The organism is Streptomyces anulatus (assembly GCF_000721175.1).
Taxonomy (GTDB): Bacteria; Actinomycetota; Actinomycetes; order Streptomycetales; family Streptomycetaceae; genus Streptomyces; species Streptomyces anulatus_C.
Map to the genome: position 1 here is coordinate 54833 of NZ_JOEZ01000005.1, position 19069 is coordinate 73901.

The 19069-nt window shown below is 72.9% G+C and carries 20 protein-coding genes and 1 pseudogene; 11 read left to right on the forward strand and 10 right to left on the reverse strand.

The features are described from left to right. Positions 1-57: 57 nt before the first annotated feature. Positions 58-168: pseudogene (locus tag IG90_RS41625) on the reverse strand (winged helix-turn-helix transcriptional regulator); the annotation flags it as partial. Between the two features lie 148 nt (positions 169-316). On the opposite strand from IG90_RS41625, the gene rarD reads away from it, so the two are divergent. The 4 genes from rarD to IG90_RS0106765 all read left to right on the forward strand — a co-directional run bounded on the left by rarD (position 317) and on the right by IG90_RS0106765 (position 4075). Next, complete coding sequence (gene rarD / locus IG90_RS0106750; protein WP_030579018.1) at positions 317-1327, forward strand: EamA family transporter RarD; 1011 nt, start codon at positions 317-319, stop codon at positions 1325-1327. Between the two features lie 89 nt (positions 1328-1416). Beyond that, a complete protein-coding gene (locus IG90_RS0106755; RefSeq protein WP_209443551.1) occupies positions 1417-3114 on the forward strand; it encodes an FAD-dependent oxidoreductase in 1698 nt (565 codons plus the stop codon). Between the two features lie 19 nt (positions 3115-3133). Beyond that, complete coding sequence (locus IG90_RS0106760; RefSeq protein ID WP_030579025.1) at positions 3134-3643, forward strand: hypothetical protein; 510 nt, start codon at positions 3134-3136, stop codon at positions 3641-3643. A gap of 72 nt (positions 3644-3715) precedes the next feature. Further along, complete coding sequence (locus IG90_RS0106765) at positions 3716-4075, forward strand: hypothetical protein (protein ID WP_030579027.1); 360 nt, start codon at positions 3716-3718, stop codon at positions 4073-4075. Between the two features lie 87 nt (positions 4076-4162). Here IG90_RS0106765 and IG90_RS0106770 read toward each other — a convergent pair whose 3' ends face one another. Together IG90_RS0106770 and IG90_RS0106775 are read right to left on the reverse strand one after the other, a co-directional pair. Beyond that, positions 4163-4501 carry a MerR family transcriptional regulator gene (locus tag IG90_RS0106770; RefSeq protein WP_030579029.1) on the reverse strand — a complete coding sequence of 113 codons (339 nt, stop codon included), beginning with the start codon at positions 4499-4501 and terminating at the stop codon, positions 4163-4165. A 780-nt stretch (positions 4502-5281) separates the two neighbouring features. Further along, positions 5282-5977, reverse strand: coding sequence for a CGNR zinc finger domain-containing protein (locus IG90_RS0106775; RefSeq protein ID WP_411572615.1), 696 nt, complete (start codon positions 5975-5977; stop codon positions 5282-5284). Positions 5978-5999: 22 nt separating this feature from the next. Between IG90_RS0106775 and IG90_RS0106780 the strand changes: the two genes are divergently transcribed. Beyond that, positions 6000-6455 carry a VOC family protein gene (locus tag IG90_RS0106780; protein ID WP_030579033.1) on the forward strand — a complete coding sequence of 152 codons (456 nt, stop codon included), beginning with the start codon at positions 6000-6002 and terminating at the stop codon, positions 6453-6455. A gap of 141 nt (positions 6456-6596) precedes the next feature. On the opposite strand, the gene IG90_RS0106790 is transcribed toward IG90_RS0106780, so the two are convergent. The 3 genes from IG90_RS0106790 to IG90_RS0106800 are packed head-to-tail and all read right to left on the reverse strand — an operon-like array spanning position 6597 to position 7698. After that, positions 6597-7028, reverse strand: a complete 432-nt coding sequence (locus IG90_RS0106790) for a hypothetical protein (RefSeq protein WP_030579036.1) — start codon at positions 7026-7028, stop codon at positions 6597-6599. Positions 7029-7033: 5 nt separating this feature from the next. Then, positions 7034-7441, reverse strand: coding sequence for a hypothetical protein (locus IG90_RS0106795; protein WP_030579039.1), 408 nt, complete (start codon positions 7439-7441; stop codon positions 7034-7036). Further along, positions 7438-7698, reverse strand: coding sequence for a hypothetical protein (locus tag IG90_RS0106800; RefSeq protein WP_030579042.1), 261 nt, complete (start codon positions 7696-7698; stop codon positions 7438-7440). The genes IG90_RS0106795 and IG90_RS0106800 overlap by 4 nt, the downstream gene beginning before the upstream one ends. A gap of 104 nt (positions 7699-7802) precedes the next feature. On the opposite strand from IG90_RS0106800, the gene IG90_RS0106805 reads away from it, so the two are divergent. The 5 genes from IG90_RS0106805 to IG90_RS0106825 all read left to right on the forward strand — a co-directional run bounded on the left by IG90_RS0106805 (position 7803) and on the right by IG90_RS0106825 (position 11439). Continuing rightward, positions 7803-8633 carry a helix-turn-helix domain-containing protein gene (locus IG90_RS0106805; protein WP_030579045.1) on the forward strand — a complete coding sequence of 277 codons (831 nt, stop codon included), beginning with the start codon at positions 7803-7805 and terminating at the stop codon, positions 8631-8633. After that, the gene (locus IG90_RS0106810) at positions 8630-8839 is read left to right on the forward strand and encodes a DUF397 domain-containing protein (RefSeq protein WP_030579048.1); all 210 of its coding nucleotides are present in this window, start codon (positions 8630-8632) and stop codon (positions 8837-8839) included. Before IG90_RS0106805 ends, IG90_RS0106810 begins: the two co-directional genes overlap by 4 nt. Before the next feature lie 92 nt (positions 8840-8931). Further along, positions 8932-9834, forward strand: a complete 903-nt coding sequence (locus IG90_RS0106815; protein WP_051860040.1) for an HAD family hydrolase — start codon at positions 8932-8934, stop codon at positions 9832-9834. Between the two features lie 134 nt (positions 9835-9968). Next, positions 9969-10484, forward strand: coding sequence for a lytic polysaccharide monooxygenase auxiliary activity family 9 protein (locus tag IG90_RS0106820; RefSeq protein ID WP_030579056.1), 516 nt, complete (start codon positions 9969-9971; stop codon positions 10482-10484). 181 nt (positions 10485-10665) lie between these two features. Continuing rightward, complete coding sequence (locus IG90_RS0106825; RefSeq protein ID WP_030579059.1) at positions 10666-11439, forward strand: calcium-binding protein; 774 nt, start codon at positions 10666-10668, stop codon at positions 11437-11439. A 7-nt stretch (positions 11440-11446) separates the two neighbouring features. Here IG90_RS0106825 and IG90_RS0106830 read toward each other — a convergent pair whose 3' ends face one another. After that, on the reverse strand, positions 11447-12196 hold the full coding sequence (locus tag IG90_RS0106830) for a DUF1838 family protein (RefSeq protein ID WP_030579063.1): 750 nt from the start codon (positions 12194-12196) through the stop codon (positions 11447-11449). A gap of 51 nt (positions 12197-12247) precedes the next feature. Further along, on the reverse strand, positions 12248-14380 hold the full coding sequence (locus IG90_RS0106835; RefSeq protein WP_051860041.1) for an ATP-binding SpoIIE family protein phosphatase: 2133 nt from the start codon (positions 14378-14380) through the stop codon (positions 12248-12250). 254 nt (positions 14381-14634) lie between these two features. Here IG90_RS0106835 and IG90_RS0106840 point away from each other — a divergent pair, with 254 nt between their 5' ends. Further along, entirely contained in the window at positions 14635-15882 is a 1248-nt protein-coding gene (locus tag IG90_RS0106840) for a serine/threonine-protein kinase (RefSeq protein WP_051860039.1), read from the forward strand. Here the strand turns inward: IG90_RS0106840 and IG90_RS0106845 are convergent. Next, positions 15875-16168, reverse strand: a complete 294-nt coding sequence (locus IG90_RS0106845; protein ID WP_030579072.1) for a hypothetical protein — start codon at positions 16166-16168, stop codon at positions 15875-15877. The two genes, IG90_RS0106840 and IG90_RS0106845, sit on opposite strands and share 8 nt — an antisense overlap. Before the next feature lie 47 nt (positions 16169-16215). Next, entirely contained in the window at positions 16216-18717 is a 2502-nt protein-coding gene (locus tag IG90_RS0106850) for an ATP-binding protein (RefSeq protein ID WP_030579075.1), read from the reverse strand. Positions 18718-19069: the final 352 nt, after the last annotated feature.

The following is a 19069-nucleotide window of genomic DNA, read 5'->3' on the forward strand; positions in this document are numbered from 1 at the left end:
CGGGCCCGATCCCCACGGGATCAGGCCCGGGCCTCGCCGTATGCCCACGCCGAAGGATCAGGCCCGGGCCTCGTCGTATGCCTCGCGTGCCGTCTGCACCGCGCCCACCTGGCGTTCGGTCCAGCGGGCGAGCGCCCACACCTGTTCGGCGGCCTCGATGCCGAGCGGCGCCTCATCCTCCGACCGGCCCCCGTCGCACACAGCACCGTCATGAGTGTCATGAGTGTTTCCGTGAGACGGCTATGACATGAGGCCCTTCCGGCGCTACCGTCGTGCCGTCGGCGGATCCGCCGGCGTGGGCGGGCCGGGAGGGCACGTGGAGGGCAAGAACGAACAGCGGACAGGCCTGCTGTACGGAATCGGCGCATACGGGATGTGGGGCGTCGTCCCCCTCTTCTGGCCGCTGCTGAAGCCGTCCGGGGCGATCGAGATCCTCGCCCACCGGATGGTCTGGTCGCTCGGCTTCGTCGCCATCGCCCTGCTGGCCGTACGCCGCTGGGCCTGGATCGGCGAACTGGCCCGCGATCCGCGCAAGCTGGGCCTCATATCGGTCGCGGCGGCGACCATCACCGTCAACTGGGGCCTCTACATCTGGGCCGTGAACAACGGCCAGGTCGTCGAGGCCTCGCTCGGCTACTTCATCAATCCGCTGGTCACCATCGCCATGGGCGTCCTGCTGCTGGGCGAACGCCTGCGCCCGGTGCAGTGGGCCGCGGTCGCCACGGGACTGGTCGCCGTCCTCGTCCTGGCGATCGGTTACGGCAAGCCGCCCTGGGTCTCGCTGGTGCTGGCGTTCTCCTTCGCCACGTACGGCCTGTTGAAGAAGAAGGTGAACATGGGCGGCCTGGAGTCCCTGGCCGCCGAGACCGCCGTGCTGTTCGTGCCCGCGCTCGGCTTCCTGCTCTGGCTGGCCGCCACCGGCGAGTCGACGTTCACGGCCGGGGGCGCGGGGCACGGGTTCCTGCTCGCGGCGACGGGGATCGTCACGGCGGTCCCGCTGATCTGCTTCGGCGCGGCGGCGGTCCGGGTGCCGCTGTCCACGCTGGGGCTGCTCCAGTACCTGGCCCCGGTCTTCCAGTTCGGGCTGGGCGTCCTCTACTTCCACGAGTCGATGCCGCCCGAGCGGTGGGCCGGGTTCGCCCTGGTCTGGCTGGCACTGTCGATGCTGACCTGGGACGCGTTGCGGTCCTCGCGGCGCAACCGGGCGCTGGCGCTGAAGCTGCTGGCGACGGCGGCCGCCGCGCCCGCGGCCGTGGCTCCGGATCCCACGTCCACCGCTCCGGACCCCGCACAGGCCCCGGACACCATGCAACAAAAGATTACCTAGTTGCTTTTCTTACTTGGTTACGTTTCTCTGGTCCTGGATGGACGGCTGGAGAGCGTGACCGAAGGAGAGGCATGGGCATGGGCATGGGCATGGGCATGACCGACGTACTCATCGTGGGCGCGGGGCCCACCGGGCTGGTGCTGGCCTGCGATCTGGCCCGGCGCGGAGCGGCCGTACGGATCGTGGACCGGTCCCCCGCGCCGCCGCACACCTCGCGCGCCAAGGGGCCCAACCCCCGGTCGCTGGAGATCCTGGACGATCTCGGGGTTGCCGAGGAGGTGCTCGCCGCCGGTTCGGCCCCGCTGCCGATGCTCAAGTACCGCGGCCGCCTCCCGGTCGCGGAGGCCGATCCGTGGGCGGACTCCGCGCCGTCCCCGGACGCCCCCTACGACCGGGGGTGGCTGATCGCCCAGTGGCGGCTGGAGGGGATCCTCCGCGACCGGCTGGCCGGGTACGGCGTCCGCGTCGAGCCGGGCCGCGAGGTCGTGGGGCTGGCGCAGGGGCGGGACGGGGACCACGGCGACGGCCACGGCGACGGGGGTCGTGTCGACGTCACGTTCGCCGATGGGCCGGCCGGGCGGGCGCGGTACGTCGTCGGCTGCGACGGCGCCCACAGCTCCGTACGGAAGCTGCTCGGCATCGGGTTCGAGGGGACCACCGCCGAGGACCAGGTGATGGTCTGCGGCGATGTGGACCTGGCCGAGGGCGCCCTGGACCGTACCCACTGGCACCAGTGGTTCGACGAGGACGGCGCGGTGATGCTCTGCCCGATCCCCGGTACGCGGACGGGCTGGTGGTTCCAGGCCGGGCCGGAGCGGGACGGGCGGGGGCGGCCGCTCACGCCCACCGCCGACGGGTTCCGGCGGCTGCTCGCCCGCCACACCGCACTGCCCGGCGAGGACCTGACGCGGGCCGAGCTGCTGTCGACGTACCGGGTCAACGTGCGGATGGCGGACCGGTTCCGCGCGGGGCGGGTCTTCCTCGCGGGCGACGCGGCGCACGTGCACGCCATCGCGGGCGGCCTCGGGATGAACACCGGCATCCAGGACGCGTTCAACCTGGGCTGGAAGCTGGGCCTGGTGCTCGCCGGTCGCGCGGACGCGACCCTGCTGGACACGTACGAGGAGGAGCGGCTCCCGGTGGCCGCCCGCACCCTGGACCTCACATCGGAGCGGCTACGGGCCACGCTGGAGGCGATCCGCCGGCCCGGCGGCGGCCTGGACGCGGCGATCACCACGGACACCACGGGTCTGGGCGTCGGCTACCGCTGGAGCTCCCTGGCCGCCGCGCGGGCCGGCCCCCCCACCGCCGCCCCGCACGCCGGGGATGGTGCGCCCGACACGCCCGTCGCCGGGGATCGCGCCCCGGACGCTCCCTGTGTCGAGGCCGCCACCGGAGCCCGTACCCGACTGCACCGGATCTTCGCCGGACCCCGCACCACGGTCCTCGGCTTCGGCCCCGGGAGCGCGGCGGTCCTGCGCGAGGCGGCGGCCGTGTACGGCGACGCCGGGGTGCGGACCTGCCGGGTGTACGGGACGCACGAGGACCGGACCGGGGCGGAGCCCGGGGCGGTGGTCGACGACGCGGGCCACGCGGCCGCCGCATACGGAACGGAGGCCTCCGGGGGTACGGGGCCGGGGGCCGTCGTGGTCGTCCGCCCCGACCACCACGTGGGCGTTCTCGCCTCGGCGGACGACGCCCGCTCCGTACGGGAGTATCTGCGCCGGCTCCACGGAGTGGGCCGGTCGACGGAACGGTCTCCCGGCATGGTGGACGCCGTGCGGTAAAGGCTGATTGAGTGCCCGGATGGGGACTGTGCTGGGGGCCATGAGGAACGTGCGGTGGCACGAGCTGCAGCACGCGTACGGCTCCGCTTCCCAGGTTCCGGGTGTGCTGTCGCGGATCGCCTGGGGCGACGCACCGACCGCGGGCGAGGCCCTGAGCGATCTGGAGCGGTGGATCGGCACCCCGCCCGTCTTCGACTCCACGGCGGCGACGGTGCCCTTCCTCTGGGAGCTGGCGGCAACGGACACGGTCCGGGACCGGGCGGGCGTCCTGGACCTGCTCGTCACGATCCTGGCCGCCGGAAGCGTCGAGCACCCGGAGTGGACCCGCGCCGCGCACGACGCGGTGGCGGCGGGCCGCGCCACGGCCGTCCGGCTGGCCGCCGTGCACGACGTGCCCGATGCCGATGCCGGGGGCCCTTCCCCGGCGCGGGCCGTACGCACGGCGGCCACGCGCCTGCTGGCCGCGATCGACGGGCACACCTGTCCCGTCTGCGCCGCCCTGCCCCCGCGCGAGGCGCGGGAGCGCTGAACCGGCGTCGTCGACGCCGGAGATGGAGCCGCCCCTCGAACCGGCCGGACGGGGGTGCATAGGATTGGCCCCATGTCGAAGCCTGACGAACTGCTTGTTGATGTCGCTGCCCTGGTGGAGTCCGGGCACAGCAATCAGATGACTCTGACCGTGGTCGCCGGTGGTGCTGTCATCACGGGGCGGCTGGCTCCCGAAGCGGTCTGGAGGCAGCGGGTGTCGGAGGTCCTGGCCGACTCGGCCCTCCTGAGCGAGTTCTCCGCCGCCTTCACCGCCCCGACGCCTGTGGACGAAGCGCCCACGCATCTGCATTTCCATGTGGCGCGGATTCTGCAGGGCACGGTGGGGATCCCGGAGACGGGTGGGATGTACCGGGTCGCGATCGAGGACGTCAGCGCATGGACGATGGGCGACTTCAGCTACTCCGACAACTGAGAACACACCGCTGCGCGCTGACGGATTCCCGGCGCGCGGTGATGCCCGACCGGCGCCTGCCGATCAGGGCCGGGCGGGGGCGCCACCTCAGCCTTCGGTCGCCGGGTTGTCCGACGCGGCGGCGTTGCGGTATTCGGCGTTGATGCGCTGGGCTTCTTCGAGCTGGTCCTCGAGGATGACGATGCGGCAGGCGGCCTCGATGGGGGTGCCCTGGTCGACGAGCTCCCGGGCGCGCGCCGCCATGCGCAGTTGATAGCGGGAGTAGCGGCGGTGCCCGCCCTCGGAACGCAGCGGGGTGATGAGGCGGGCTTCTCCGATGGCCCGGAGAAAGCCTTGCGTGGTGCCGAGCATCTCAGCGGCCCGGCCCATGGTGTAGGCGGGATAGTCGTCGTCGTCGAGACGGCCGAACGAGTCGTCTGCTGTCATTTGCACCTCTCTGTGGAATGCGCGGAGGGGCCCGAGTGCCGTACGGCACTCGGGCCCCGAAGGAACTGCTACACCATCTGCCGGCCCTGGTTACTGCGCCGGCCTTCTGTTTCCGCCGACCCGGCCTGGAAGCTGCCGGGGTTGCGGGGATCGCGGTTGCTTGACCGGAGACCACCTCACTATCGATGTCCTGCGGTACCCGGGCCCACGTCTTGCACCCGGGCGATCCTGATGGCGCCCTGCTCCTCCGTTCCTCCCTCTGGGACCGATCACTTGCCTACTGCTGGTACTGCGCTCCTGCGTACTGCTCCGTGGCCTGTGAAAGCACCACCCTTCGACAGCCAGCCCCGTCGCCCGTCCTGCGTCTGCTCCGGCTTGGAACCCCGCTGCCGAACCTCCCGGTGCGCGCGCCCGCAGCCGACGCCTTCACCGAGGTGCTGCTCACTTGACTTCACTGCTGGGTACCGCACTTGCGGGTACTGCTGAACCGCGGTACTACGACGGCGGCCCCTGATCACTGCGGGCCACCCGGTGCGGTCGCCAGTCCCGTCGCCGTCCTGCAAAACCCTGGCTTCGAAACTCCACCACCGCACCGTCCTGCGAACGGCAACTGCGTGTACTGCTGCCTGGCAGTTCATCTCTGCCGGGCCCTGCTGTCTCTCTGGGCTACGAGAGAAACCATAGCCACAGGACCATCCAATGTCTACTCCGGCGGGCACAGATTTTCGTGCCCCATGCACAGAGACAGTCGGCGCCCACTGGACGGGCGGGGAGCCCCCTTCAGTCGCCGTCGGCGGCGAGCCGGGCGCGGTGGGCCCGGACCTTGTGGCGGTTGCCGCAGCGTTCCATGGAGCACCAGCGGCGCCTGCCGGGGCGCGACGTGTCGACGAACAGCAGGCGGCAGTCGTGCGCGCCGCAGGTGCGGATCCGGTGGGCGTACGCCCCGGTGAACAGGTCGACCGCATCGCGGGCGACGGTGGCCAGCAGCCCGGTCCCGGTACCCCCCGGAGCCCACGCCCGGTCGCCGCCCGCCGTCAGCCGGGCCGCCAGGGGCGGGCGGGCCGCCGCGTCGTTGAGGACGGCGAGGTCGTCCGGGCCGGGCGGCGTCCCGTGCACCTGCCCCTCGGCCAGCCGCCAGAGCGCATCGCGCAGAGCACGCGCGTCCGCCACCTCCGCCGCGCTCACGACAAGCGCGGGGCCCTGACCCGAATCGGGCCCGTCGCCCGGACCGAGCCCGTCGGGCAACCGGCTCTCCTCCGCCCAGCGCACCAGGTCGGCCGGCTCGCGCAGCACCTCGAAGTACGACAACCGGCCGGGGCCCCCGGTGGGCAGCAGCTCCAGGCACAGGGCGCCCGGATCGAACCGGAACGAACTGCCGTCCGGATGCCGCAGCAACAGCCCGGAGGACTCCCGCCGACCGGGGTCCCACCCCGGCACCTCAGACCGTTCCGGCGTGTCCGTTGCCTTGTCGCTCATGTAACCACTATAAACGGTTTCCATGACACAGACACTGTCCTGGAAGCTCGTGATCGACAGCGCCGACCCGCACGCGCAGGCCGGGTTCTGGGCGGCGGCCCTGGGCTACCTCGTCGAGGACAACAGCCCGCTGGTCGGGCGGTTGCTCGCGGCCGGAGCCGTGCCCGAGGCCATCACCACCCACGCCCACGGCCGCCGAGCCTGGCTCGACCTCGCGGCGGCCCGGCATCCTGACGACCCGTACGACGAGGTCAGCGGAACGGGGCAGGGGCGGCGGCTGCTGTTCCAGCGGGTGCCCGAGCCGAAGACGGTGAAGAACCGCCTGCACATCGATGTGCACTCCGCGCCGGGGCAGCGCGACGCGGAGGCACAGCGGCTGGCGGGGCTGGGCGCGCGGGTGCTGCGTACGGTCGACGAGCAGGGCGGGAGCTGGATCGTCATGGCGGATCCCGAGGACAACGAGTTCTGCCTGAGCTGACCCGACCCCGGTGATCCGCAGCTTCCGCACGCGTCGCGCACGGCCTCGCGGCGTGGGCGCCGCCCTCGACCACGTGAGCCGGCGCACCGGCGTCGGCACGCTCACCGGGAGCCCCCGGAACACGGTCGGCCGCAAGCGGCGCTAAGCGGGGCACCCGCCGTCCCGGTCACGCCGTACGTCCTCCCGGATCCGCTCCGCCATCAGATCGGCGAGCGGATCCGTCACGTCCCAGGAGTGCGCGGCCGGGTGCCGGTCGTACAGCACGCAGGCGTCCCCTTCCCTGACGGACAGCCGGTGGATGACGGCCGGGCACGGCAGCAGTTCCTCGAAGCGGAACTTCCGGCGTCCGTCGGCCTCGGTCCAGAACAGCCACAGGTCCCGCCCGGCAGCAGCCGAGGCCGACCAGAGCTGGGCCGCGTGCTCGGTCCCGTCGTCGTGCTCGCCGAGTTCACAGAGCAGGAATTCGTCCAGCTCGGGCGCCTCCGACGCCCGGCCGGGCCCGTCCGCCGGACTCATGAGCGCGACGCGCGCACCCATCTCGGGGAGTTCGGTGAAGGCGGTGCACTGCAACATGACGCTCATCCTCGCCGGTGAGAAGTGGAAGGGACACGGGCAGCGGCCAGGGGGCGCACGACGAGCCCGTACCAGGACGCGGCGTCCCGGGCGACGAACTCGTACGGCAGCCCGTCCGCGAGTCGTCCCAGCGCATAGTCGTGCTCGCGGAAACTGGCCGCCCAGGAACGGAGTTCGGCCGGTGCGTCGCGTCGGCCGCCCCCGGCGACCGGGTACAGCGCACGGACCGGAACCCAGGGGGCGTACGGGTCCGGGTCGAGCGCGTCCGCGAAGCGCTGGGCCTGCCGGCGCAGCCAGCGGAGGGCCAGCCGTCGCGTCGGGGTGACGATCCCGCCGAGCCGGACGGACCGCGCCGCGTCACCGCCGTGGCTCTCGGCGACGTACCAACGCGCCTGCGCCTGCGCCGCTTTCACAGCACTTCACCCCGGCTGCGGGCGTTGAGCCGTGCGGTCCTGGCCCGGAGCTGCTCCATGAGGAGCGCGGGCCGGACCCGGTGCGGCTCGGCCTCCCACTCGGCCCCGCCACCCACGGGTCGCAACGACCAGTAGGGGCCGGAGACTCCGCGGAACTCGCCCACGCGGTCGCCCCGGCCGGTGTCCACCATGAGCGTGCCGGGGGCCGGGGGGTCGGGAGGCTGTTGCACGTTCGGGCAAACGTTCTCGCCGTACACCTATCGCTCCTCTCTGTAGCCGTTTGACTACCGGGGCGATTCAGCGTGGCCTACGGTCGAGATGTCTTCAACTTACGCAAACTGCCAGGCAAGTTAGGTTTCCCATGGTGAACCGCAAGGAACTGGATCCCGAGCGGTCGGCGAGTGCCGCTTTCGGAGCGCTTCTCCGCAGCTTGCGGGACGAGCGCGGCTGGACGCAGGACGAACTAGCCACACGCATGGGATGCTCCGGGGCGCATATTTCGGCCGTGGAAACTGGTCGGCGATCTCCAACTGGCCCCTTCGCGGCAAAGGCTGACAGGGCGCTCGGCTCCGGCGAACGGTTACATCGCCAGAGTCTGGCCATCAGGCACACAGCCCTCCTGGAGGGGTTTCCGGAGTACATCACCCACGAGGAACGCGCAGCGGAGATCCGGCTGTACGAAGTGGGTGTCATCCCAGGCATCCTCCAGACGCCCGAGTACGCATCCGCCCTCACCGCCCGTGCTGTCGAGCGAGGCGCCATCACTCCCGAGCAGGGCGAAGAGCGGATCTCGCTCGTCTCGGAGCGACAGGCCGCGCTGATCCGCACGCCCCCACCGCTGGTCTTCGTGGTCCTCGACGAGAGCTGTCTTCGACGCCCGGTAGGCGACCCAGCCACCATGGACGTGCAGTTGAAGCGGTTGGTCGAGTTCGCCTCGCTGCCGAACACCGTGCTTCAGGTCGCCCCCTTCGACATGGGTGACCGTCGCCCCCTCAGTCTCCCGCTGTACATCCTGACCATGCAGAACCGCTCGCTCGTCTCCTACGCGGAGTCGGCCCAACGGGGCCGACTCGAACGGGACAGCACCTCTGTCGTGCCCCTGTTGACGGCCTACCATCAGTTGCAGGCCGAAGCCCTCTCCCAGGCGGCATCCGTGGTCATGATCGAGCAGTTACGAAAGGGCACCCCGTGACGACCGAATCTCTCCGTTGGTTCAAGTCCTCCTACAGCGAGAACGGCGGCGCGTGCGTCGAGGTCGCCACCAACCTCGCCACCCCGCACGGCATCGTCCCCGTCCGCGACTCCAAGAACGTGAGCGGCCCGGCCCTCACCGTCCCCGCCGCCGCGTTCAGCGCCTTCGTGGCCGGCGTCCGGGCCGGAGACTTCGGCACCGTCTGAGCCACCTGGGCAACAGCTGCACCCTGCTTGCATGGTGGGGCTTTGCCGTGCGGCTCCGTCGCGGCCGTTCGGGCCCTTCTAGGCTGGGGCCCATGCCCACGCCACCCGCATATTCCCTCGTCGCCACAGACCTGGACGGCACCCTGCTGCGTCCGGACGACACCGTGAGCGCCCGGTCCCGCGCCGCGCTCGCCCTCGCCGCCTCCGCGGGCGCCCGGCACCTGATCGTCACCGGGCGGCCCGTCCCCGGGATACGGGCGCTGCTCGCGGACCTGGCGTACACCGGGCTCGTCGTCTGCGGCCAGGGCACGCAGCTCTACGAGGCCGGGAACGGGCGTCTGCTGCGGTCCGTCACCCTGGACCGCGAGGCCGCCGACACCGCGCTCGGCAAGATCGAGGCCGAGGTCGGGGCCGTGTTCGCCGCGGTGGACCAGGACGGCGTGGACGGGGTGACCCTGATCGAGGCCGGGTACCGGATGCCGAACCCGACGCTTCCCGCCCAACGCGTCGGCTCCCGCGCCGCGTTGTGGGAGCGGCCCGTGATCAAGGTGCTGGTGCGCCATCCGGAGCTGGGCGACGACGCGCTGGCCGCCGCGGCGCGCGGGGCCGTGGGCGATCTGGCGACGGTGACCATGGCGGGGCCCGGCACGGTGGAGCTGGCCCCGCGCGGGGTGGACAAGGGCACGGGGCTCGCCCTGGCCGCCGAGTCGCTGGGGGTCGGGGCCGAGCGGACGGTGGCGTTCGGGGACATGCCCAACGACCTGCCGATGTTCGCCGGTTCGGGCCACCGGGTGGCCATGGGCAACGCGCACCCGGAACTGCGCGCGGCAGCCGACGAGGTGACCCTGTCGAACGCGGAGGACGGGGTGGCGGTGGTCCTGGAGCGGCTGTTCGGTGACACAGCGGTCGCCGCCGGGCACGGCACGGAGGCCACTCCCGGGCGCGGCACAGCGGTCACCCCCGGGCGCGGCACAGGGGTCGCGTCGGGGCACTAGCTTGGTCTAGACCAAGCGCGGTACGCTTCCGTCGCGACCCGTGACAGCCCCACCGCCACGGCGTCACTGCTTGACATGCTCATGCCTATCCCGTCGTCGCGCGGGCAGGCACGGACCCCCACAGAGGAGTTGTCATGAAAAGCAAGAAGCTGTTAGCCGTCGCCATCGGCGCGGGAATCGCCCCGCTCCTGGCCGTCAGCCTGCCGGCCGGCAGCGCGAGCGCGCACGGCTACATATCCTCGCCCCCCAGCCGCCAGGCCCAGTGCGCCTCCGGCGTGGTCTCCTGCGGTGCCATCAAGTACGAGCCGCAGAGCGTCGAGGGCCCCAAGGGACTGACGAGCTGCAGCGGAGGGAACGCCGCCTTCGCCGAGCTCGACAACGACGGCAAGGGCTGGAAGGTCACCCCGGTCGGCCGGACGACCAGCTTCAACTGGCGGCTGACGGCACGTCATGCCACCAGCACCTGGCAGTACTACGCAGGCGGCCGGAAGATCGCGGAGTTCAACGACGGGGGCGCGCGGCCCGGTGAGACCGTCACCCACCAGGTCAACTTCGGTGGCCTGTCCGGCAAGCAGAAGGTGCTGGCCGTGTGGAACATCGCCGACACCGCCAACGCCTTCTACGCCTGCGTGGACGTCAATGTGAGCTGACGCGACGCCGCACCGCCCGGCCACGCCGGGACGAACCGGAGCTGTCCGGGGCGCCGGAGCGCGCCGACCGCGGCCGCGAGGAGGCGAGGACGCCACCCCCACGGCCGCCCGTCCGGCCCCCGGACAGCCATCCCGTCGGCAGGCCGGCCCACCGGCTGCCACCCCATCGAGACGAGGTCCCATGAACCGCCACCAAGTCACCGCCGGCGCAGCCGTCGTGGCCCTGATCGCCGCCGGCCTCACGGCTTCCCCGGCCGTCGCGGCCCCCGCCGCCACTGGGGCGAAGGCCCGCGTCGGCGCCGACTGGGCGAAGCAGTCGATCACCTTCACGGCCGCCCCGGGACAGGCCAACGACCTCCATGTGGTCCCGATGGATCAGGCCGACGGCGTCCGGCGCGTCGGCTTCCGCGACACGGTCCCGCTCCGGCCCGGCGACCACTGCACGTACCTCACTCCCGGGGACGAGACCTACGTCGTCTGCGAACTGCCCACCGACAGCGCCCGGCCGGACCGGATCGACGTCTTCCTCGGCGACGGCGACGACGAGATCGCCACCAGCGACCTCGGGGTGGCCACCGTCAGCGGCGGCCCCGGTGACGACACCCTGCACGCCCACACCGCGCACACGGTACGGGGCGACGCGGGCAACGACATGGTCATGGGGCGCGTCGTCCTGGACGGCGGCGACGGCATGGACCACCTGATGGGCGACGACGGCGACCAGCGGCTGTGGGGTGGCCGGGGCGACGACATGATCGACGCGTACGGCGGTGCGGACATCGTGTTCGCGGGCCAGGGCGACGACCACGTCATGGGCGGGGACGGTGACGACGTCCTGCTCGGCGGCAGCGGCGACGACGTGCTGCACGGCGAGGAGGGCGACGACCTGATCATCGGCGGCTCCGGAAAGGACACGGTCGAGGGCGGCCCGGGCCGGAACATCACGGTCCGCTGAACGTCCCTCAACTCCGGGGCGGGTTGAGCTTGCGGAAGTAGGTCCAGCTGGTCTCGTTGGGCTCGCTCCACTTCTGCGGGGCGTGGGCGAACTCCGGATGGTGGGCGGCGATGTGGGCACGGGTGCGCTCGGGGACCTCGGTGTACGCGCCGAGCTTGCGGCCCCGGCAGTGGAAGGTGAGGCCGCCGGGCCGCTGCCCCCGGGCCATCCAGGGGAGCCACGGGGACATCCGGCTCCACGACAGGGTGGCCGGGACGCCGGGCGCCGGCCCCGCCAGGTCGGCGCGGTCGGCGAAGAACTGGAAGAGCTCCAGGGCCTTGTACGTGTCCCCCGCCGAGTGGACCGGGTACTGGGCCACCGGCAGCGGCGACGGGTAGGCGAGCGGGATCTCCAGGCTGAAGCAGACCTGATCCCCGAGGTCGGTCGTCGGGATCGGGAAGGGTCGCCACTTCTGGTTCGCCGGGTCGTTCCAGACGTGCACCACCGGCAGGTCCTGCCAGGTCTCCAGGATCTCGCGGCTGACGGGATCCAGGTAGAACGCGGCCTCACGGGTGAGTAGTTGGTACGCGTCCGGCCCGGCGTCCGCGTCCTGGACCAGACGGGAGACGTTGAGGCCCTCGAAGCCGAAGACCCGCTGGTAGGGCTCGTCGGGGGCCCAGGAGTACACGTCTCCGTACCACCAGTACGTGACCTCCTCGCCGTCGAGGGAGGCGCGGGTGCGGGCGAAGGAGCGGAGCAGCTCCGCGGGTGTCGTCATACGGAGCACTCTGCGCGATCGGCGCGATCGGCAGGACCGTACCGGTCGGAATCACTCCGGCGGGGGCGGGAACGGCCCGGAAGCGTCGCCCGGCAGTTCCTGCTCGGTCCACAGCACCTTGCCGTCCGGCCCGTGGCGGGCTCCCCAGTGGGAGGCGAGGCGGGAGACGATGAACAGGCCCCGGCCGCCCTCGTCGACGGTCCGGGCGTGCCGCAGGTGCGGGGAGGACGTGGAACCGTCGTGTACCTCGCAGGTCAGCGCGGAGTCCAGCAGGAGCCGCAGCCGCAGCGGCGGCGCGCCGTAGCGGACGGCGTTGGTGACGAGCTCGCTGACGATCAGTTCGGTCGCCTCGACGGTGTCCTCGTCAAGGCCCCAGCCCTGGAGCCGGTCCCGTACGAGCACCCGGGCGGTGGCGGGCGTCGTGCGGTCCTGGGCCAGGTCCCAGGTGGCGAACCGGTGATCGGAGATCGTCCCCGTACGGGCCAGGAGCAGGGCCGCGCCGGCGGAGCGGGTGTCGTCCGGCAGCGCGTAGACGATGTCGTCGCCCAGTTGCTCAAGGCTCCGGCCCGGTCGGGCGAGGGTCTGCGTGATGTGTTCGGCGGAGCCGTCGCCGGAGAGCAGTTCGGCGGTGCAGAACGCGAGGAGGCTGCCCTCCTCCAGGGTGACGGTGGCCGGGGCGAAGAGGGCGCTGTCGGCGGAGAAGAGACCGGGCCCCTCCGGTACGTCGAGGGCGACCGCCCGTCCGTCGGGGCCGACGATCAGCGGTGCGGGGTGCCCGGCGCGGGCGACGGTGCAGGTGCGGTTGAACGGGTCGTAGACCCCGTACACGCAGCCCGCGCTCAGGGATTCGCCCTGGAGGGAGTCGTCGGGGGGCAGGGAGGCCCGCTCGCCGGCGAGGCGGTCGGCGGTGTCCTTGAGCCTGGCGAGGACTTCCTCCGGCTCCAGGTCGAGTCCCGCCAGCGCCTGGATGACCGTACGCAGCTGGCCCATGGCGATGGCCGACTGGAGGCCCTCGCCCGCGACGCCGCCCACGACGAGCGCGGTACGGGCACCGGACAGGGCGATGGTGTCGAACCAGCAGCCGCTGTCCCGGCCGGAAAGCAGAACGTGCGCGGTTTCGACGGCGGCCTGCCGCCGCTCGGCCTGCGGGAGCAGCCGCCGCTGGACGGTCGAGGCGATGACGTGCTCGCGCTCGTAACGGCGGGCGTTGTCGATGCCGAGGGCCGCCCGGGTGCACGCCGAGACGGCGAGGGAGACGTCGTGATCGTCGAAGGGCTCGGCCGCCCCGCAGCGGTAGAGACTGACCAGCCCGAGGACCGCGCCCCGCAGGGTGAGGGGCACGACGATCAGGGAGTGCGCGCCGCTCTCCGCGACGGCGTGCGCCTCGTCCGGGTCGGTGTCCGGCCACGGGCTGTCGGGGCCGAGCGCGACGCGTCGGGCCCGCAGATCGGCGACGGCGAGCGCGTACGGCGTACGGGCGGGGAGGCGGCGGGTCGCCCCGCCCGTGCTCCACCGGACCCCGGCCCCGCTCCCGGCCTCCGCGCCGTCCCGAACCGCGTCGCACCGGCCGCTTGCCGCGCTGCGCAGCGGGGTCTCGGGCGGCAGCGGGCCCACCGGCGGGTCGGCGCCGCGCAGGACCTCGTCCACCACCTCGATGACGGCGAGGTCGGCGAAACCGGGCACCAGGGCGTCGATGAAGGCGCGGCAGGTGGCGGCGACGTCGAGGGAGCCGCCGACCGCGTCCCGCACGGCGGCGAGCGCGGCCTCCCGGGCGCGGCCCCGTTCCCGCTCGGTGACATCGACGACCGCGGCCAACACGCCGAGGGCGGATGCGTCGGGACCGCTGCCGGGGCCGTCGATCCGGTATGCGGAGACCAGGAACTGCCGGTCGCCGGGGATCCGGCGCAGCCTGCCCCGGACCAGGTGGTCGCGCAACGGGCCCTCCCCGGCGAGCACCCGCTTCAAGAGCTGCTCGGAGCCGTCCGGGTCGTCGAGCCGGAAGGCGTCGGTGAACCGGCGGCCGATGTACTCACCGGTCTCCACGCCCTCGACGACGGTATTGGCGCGCACCAGCCGGAGCTGGGGGTCGAGCACGAACAGGCCGACGGCGGACTGGGCGAACAGCGTCGCCAGTACGGCCTCGGCCGGCCTTCCGGGACCGGCCGGGATCTCGGCGTCCGACACGGCTCCACCGCCCTCCGGCTTCGGCGCGCCGGAGCACCGGAGCACCGGAGCCGGCACGCGCAGGACCAGCATCGCCCGGCTCACCGGGCCCGGCCACCGGTGGACGGCGGAGGCGTGACGGCGGACGTCAACGGCCGATACGTGACGGCGGAGGCGTGAACGGCCAAGGCCGGACGGCGAGCGCTGCACGGCGGCCGGTCCGGCGGGACCCCTGCGGCATACTGACCGCCTGAGCACAGGGGGGCGTGCAGCGTATGGAGTACGGGGCGGACGGCAGCCGGGGCCTGCCGGAACAGGTCGGCGCGGGCCTGCCGGAGCGTATCGGCGGGTACGCCGTGGAGCGGGAGCTGGGCGCCGGCGGGATGGGCACCGTCTATCTGGCGCGTTCGCGCGGCGGGCGGGCGGTGGCGGTGAAGGTGGCCCGCCCGGAGCTCGCGGGCGACCCGCATTTCCGGGAGCGGTTCCGGGCCGAGGTCGCGGCCGCGCGCAGCGTGGGCGGCTTCCACACGGCACCCGTGGTGGACGCGGACCCGGAGGCGACGGCGCCCTGGCTGGCCACGGCGTACGTTCCCGGGCCCACGCTCTCCGCGCTGCTGGAGACCGAGGGGCCGATGGGAGAGGTACGGCTGCGGCAGCTCGGCGCGGCGCTGGCCGAGGCGCTGGCGGCGATCCACGGCTGCGGGCTGGTGCACCGCGACCTGAAGCCCGGCAACATCATCATGGCGCCGGACGGCCCCCGGGTTCTGGACTTCGGCATCGCGCGGGCCCTGGAGTCGACCCGCCTGACCGCCACCGGCATGGCGTTCGGGACGCCGGGGTTCCTGGCGCCCGAGCAGGCCCAGGGGCAGGAGGTCGGTGGCGCCGCCGACGTGTTCGCGCTGGGCGCGGTGCTCGTCGCGGCGGCGGGCGGCAGCGCGTTCGGGGCGGGCACCCCGATGGGCATGATGTACCGGTCGGTGCACGAGCCGCCGGATCTGGCCGCCGTGCCGGAGGGCCTGCGGCCGGTCCTGGCGGCGTGCCTGGCCAAGGAACCGGACCGGCGGCCCACACCGGCGGGCCTGTTGGACCTGTTCGTACCGGACGCCCCGGCTCATGCGCCTGCCGTGGCGTACGCCCCCACCGTGGCGGTGCTACCGCCGCCGCCCTCGTACGCCCCGTCCCCTGCCTTGCTGCCGCACCAGGCCCCGACCGAACTCGCCCCGGCGGGCGGCGCACCGGCCGAGGCCGGCCTCGCCGACCTCACGTTCGTGGCGGTCGGCCCGGGGAGTTCCCTCCTGGTCGACGAGACGGGCGTCACGCTGGGCCCGGAGAACGCGGAGGTGCAGTACACCTGGGCCGAGATCAGCACCGTGACGTACGCGGCGGCGGGCCCCAAGCACCTCCAGGTCGTCGTCCACCTGCACCACGGCACGGCCCACCCCTGCCTCCTCGCCGCCCGCAGGCGGGCCCGCCTCCAGGAGTGGCTGGAGGACCTGCCGCTGATCCTGGAGTGCTTCAGGTAGGGGTCGGTCGGTCAGTCTCCACCGGTTCCGGTGACCGGCAGGGGGCGTCGTGGTGGATGTTCAGTTCACCCCTCATGACGGTGTAGGACGTGCCGTGGTCCCGGACGGTGGTCTTCTGGGTGGCTCCGGCGTCGGCATCGGCATCGGCATGCACACGGGGGGTGGCATCGGCTTCGGCCTCGCCGGTTCGGCTGGCATCGGTCCGGTTGCCGTGACCCGCCACGACGGTCCCCGAGACGTCACCCCCGATACGGATCGTGTACTGGTCGCCTGTGGAGGACGGCATGGGAGTTCTCCTTCGGTTTCACTGAGGACTGCTCGGTTCTCATGGCATCAGGACGGACGGGTCCAGGTCCGGGATCCGCAGGTGTAGCACTCCCACTCCACGCCGGCCGGCTCGGTCACGTCGACGTCGGCGGTGGTGCCGTCGGAGGAGACGTCGATCGACAGGACCACTTCCCCGAGGCGCTTACCGCAGGACGACTCGTCCCACACCGGCATCCTGCCCCGGTAGCTTCCCGAGCCTCCGGTGACCTCGTGCGTGCTGGTCTCGCCGCAGGGGCCGATCGATTTGAGGCTGTAGGCCCCGCCCCCGGTCCTGGTGATGTTGAAGAGGGATCCCCCTTCCTCCTGCCACACTCCGGCCAGCTCGTCTGAGGGGCCGTCGGTGGACCCGCCCGAGGAACCGCCCGAGGAACCGCCGGAGGAACCGCCCGAGGAACCGCCGGAGGACTCCGTGACAGAGCCCGAAACCGGTACTATCCGCTTCTCCTCGGCCAGTTCCTGGTAGACGGCCACCCCGATCACGAGCGCGGCGGCGACGCCCAGGACGACTGCGACCACACTCGCCCAGAGGGCCGCTGTCGTGGTGGCCGCCGCCCCGCCCCCCGCTGCCACTCCCCCCGCGCCCGCCGCGCCGGAGGAGTGGGCGGCGATGTGCGTCGTGGGGTCCGCCGCCGGGTTCGGCGCGGTCCAGGGATTCGCTCCCTGCCCCGCCCCGAGGTCCGCCCCTGGCTGCGCGCCGGCGTTGGAGGCCGTTGCCGTCACGGAGTCGGCGGCGGGTGCGGTGCCGGGGTCGGACCACCCCCAGCCGCCGGGGTCGGACCCCGATGGGCCCACCGGGTCGTAGCCGGGGGAGGCGCTCGGGTCGTAGCCGGGATCGGTGCCGGTGCCGGGTCCTGTGGTGCCCGGTTCGGGCCCCGTCATCGTCCCCGGTTCGGTTCCCGGGCCCGCGCCGGGGTCGCTGCCGGGCGGCGCCCCCGGGCCCTCGCCCAGCGGCCCGGTGTCCGGCGCCGGATGGGTCGGCGGGGTCGGCGGGGTCGGCGGGGCGTACTGCTGGGCGTTGAGCGCGGCGTCGACGCCCTCGTGGTCGCCCAGCTGCCGCCACAGCACCACCGCCTCGGCCAGGAGCACTGCTGCCAGCGTCCGCTGGCCGATCATCAGGCACCTGACGGCCTTCTCGTGGGTGAAGTAGGCGGTTGCCGTCGCGTCGCCGGCCTGCCGGGCGGCGTTCTGGCCCTGGTCGAGCAGCCGCCCCCACACACCGAACCGCAGGGACTCCGCGAGGAAGGGCGAGACGGCCCGTGCGACCCGCACGGCGAGGTCGGGCCGGCCCTGCCGCTCGGCCATCCCGGCCACCACTTCCAACGCGCGCGCGTGGTCGGCGACCTGGGCCGGCGTGGTGGTCGCGAGCTCGGCCCAGCGGACGAAGTGGTCGCACAGCCGGTCCACGGCGACGGGCCCCGGGAACCGTCGCCGCACCTCCGGCATCACGTCGGCGGCGCTCCGGTACCCGCGTTCCGTGACCGTCGCCAGACCGAGGCCGGCCAGCCGGGCGCACACCGGCGCCGGATCGGGCACCGCGCACAGGGCGCCGACGTGCTCCGGGGCCACCTCCGCGTCACCCAGCGTCACGAGCAGGTGCAGGGCGTTCACGGCCTCCGTGTCGAGAAGGTCGAGACGGTCGAGCAGCAGCGGCAGGACACCGTCGATCTCGGCCGCCCGGGGCAGCCTGATCTCACCCGACGAGTCGAGCCTGGCCAGTCCGGCCGCGCGCAGCAGGAGCAGGGGCCGGCCCAGCGACACGGTGCACAGCTCCTCGGCCGCTCCCCGTTCGGCGTCGGGGAGGGGATGCCGCAACTCCCTTTCCAGCAGGTCCATCCCGGCCGCGCGGGCCAGCCCCTGAAGCTCCAGCTCCCCGCTCTCCCCGGGCATGGACCGCTCCCGGCTCGCCAGGACGAACTTCGCGTCAGGGGCGGAGTCCGCGAGCACCCGCAGCCGCTCGGGCGCCAGCTCGGCGTCGTCCACGTAAACCGTGACGTGAACGTCGTGCATGAGCCGGCGCAGCTCCCCCTCGGTCGGCGCGTAGCCCGGGGCCTCGTAACAGGCTTCGAAGATTTCCTGGGCGATGTCCTCGGCCTCGCGATGCGCCCCGTTGAGGAACACCACACCGTCCCGGCCGGGGGCGAGGGAGCGGGCCGCATGCCGCAACAGGGCGCTCTTGCCGACACCGGGCGGTCCCCACAGCTGCACCATGCCGTGCCTGCGCAGGGCGTCCTTCAGCTCGTCCAGGTCCGCCTCGCGCCCCACCGGCTCGCGCTGCGTCCGGGGGACGAGCGCGACCCGTTCCCGCCGCTCCGGCCTGGGGCGTTCCCGGGGCGGGAGCACGTTCACGATCGAGCCGTTGGCGTCGATCACCACGTTGTGGTTGCCCGCGATCACCGTTCCCGACGCGTCCCCGGCGATGTCGATGCGGTGGTCGGCGCGCATCGGCTCGCCGTCCGCCTCGGGGACGGGCCCGTGCGGTTCCCCCGCGAAGCCGTCCGTCTCTGCCATGGCCCACCACTCCTCCCGCTCACGGAGTGCGGCCACGCGCCGGGTCGACGCCTCGCCAACAGCGTCGCAGTCACTCCAAGTGCCTTAAAGCGCAGATAAGTTGGGTGCACAGCAGCGCCGCTTTCCTGGCTTCAGGTGGTGAGGCTAGCGAGGGTCGGGGCACACGAACCCGTCGTACGACTGTTTCTTCCAACTTGCTCCACACTCGGCCGGGCGGGTTCCGGCGTCGCCGATCAGCTGCAGGAGTGGATCCGGCACGGAGAGGGGCAGACGCCGGGGAGAGAGCAGGTGCCAGGGAGGGAACAGGTGCCAGGGAGGGAACAGGTGCCAGGGAGGGAACAGGTGCCCGTCG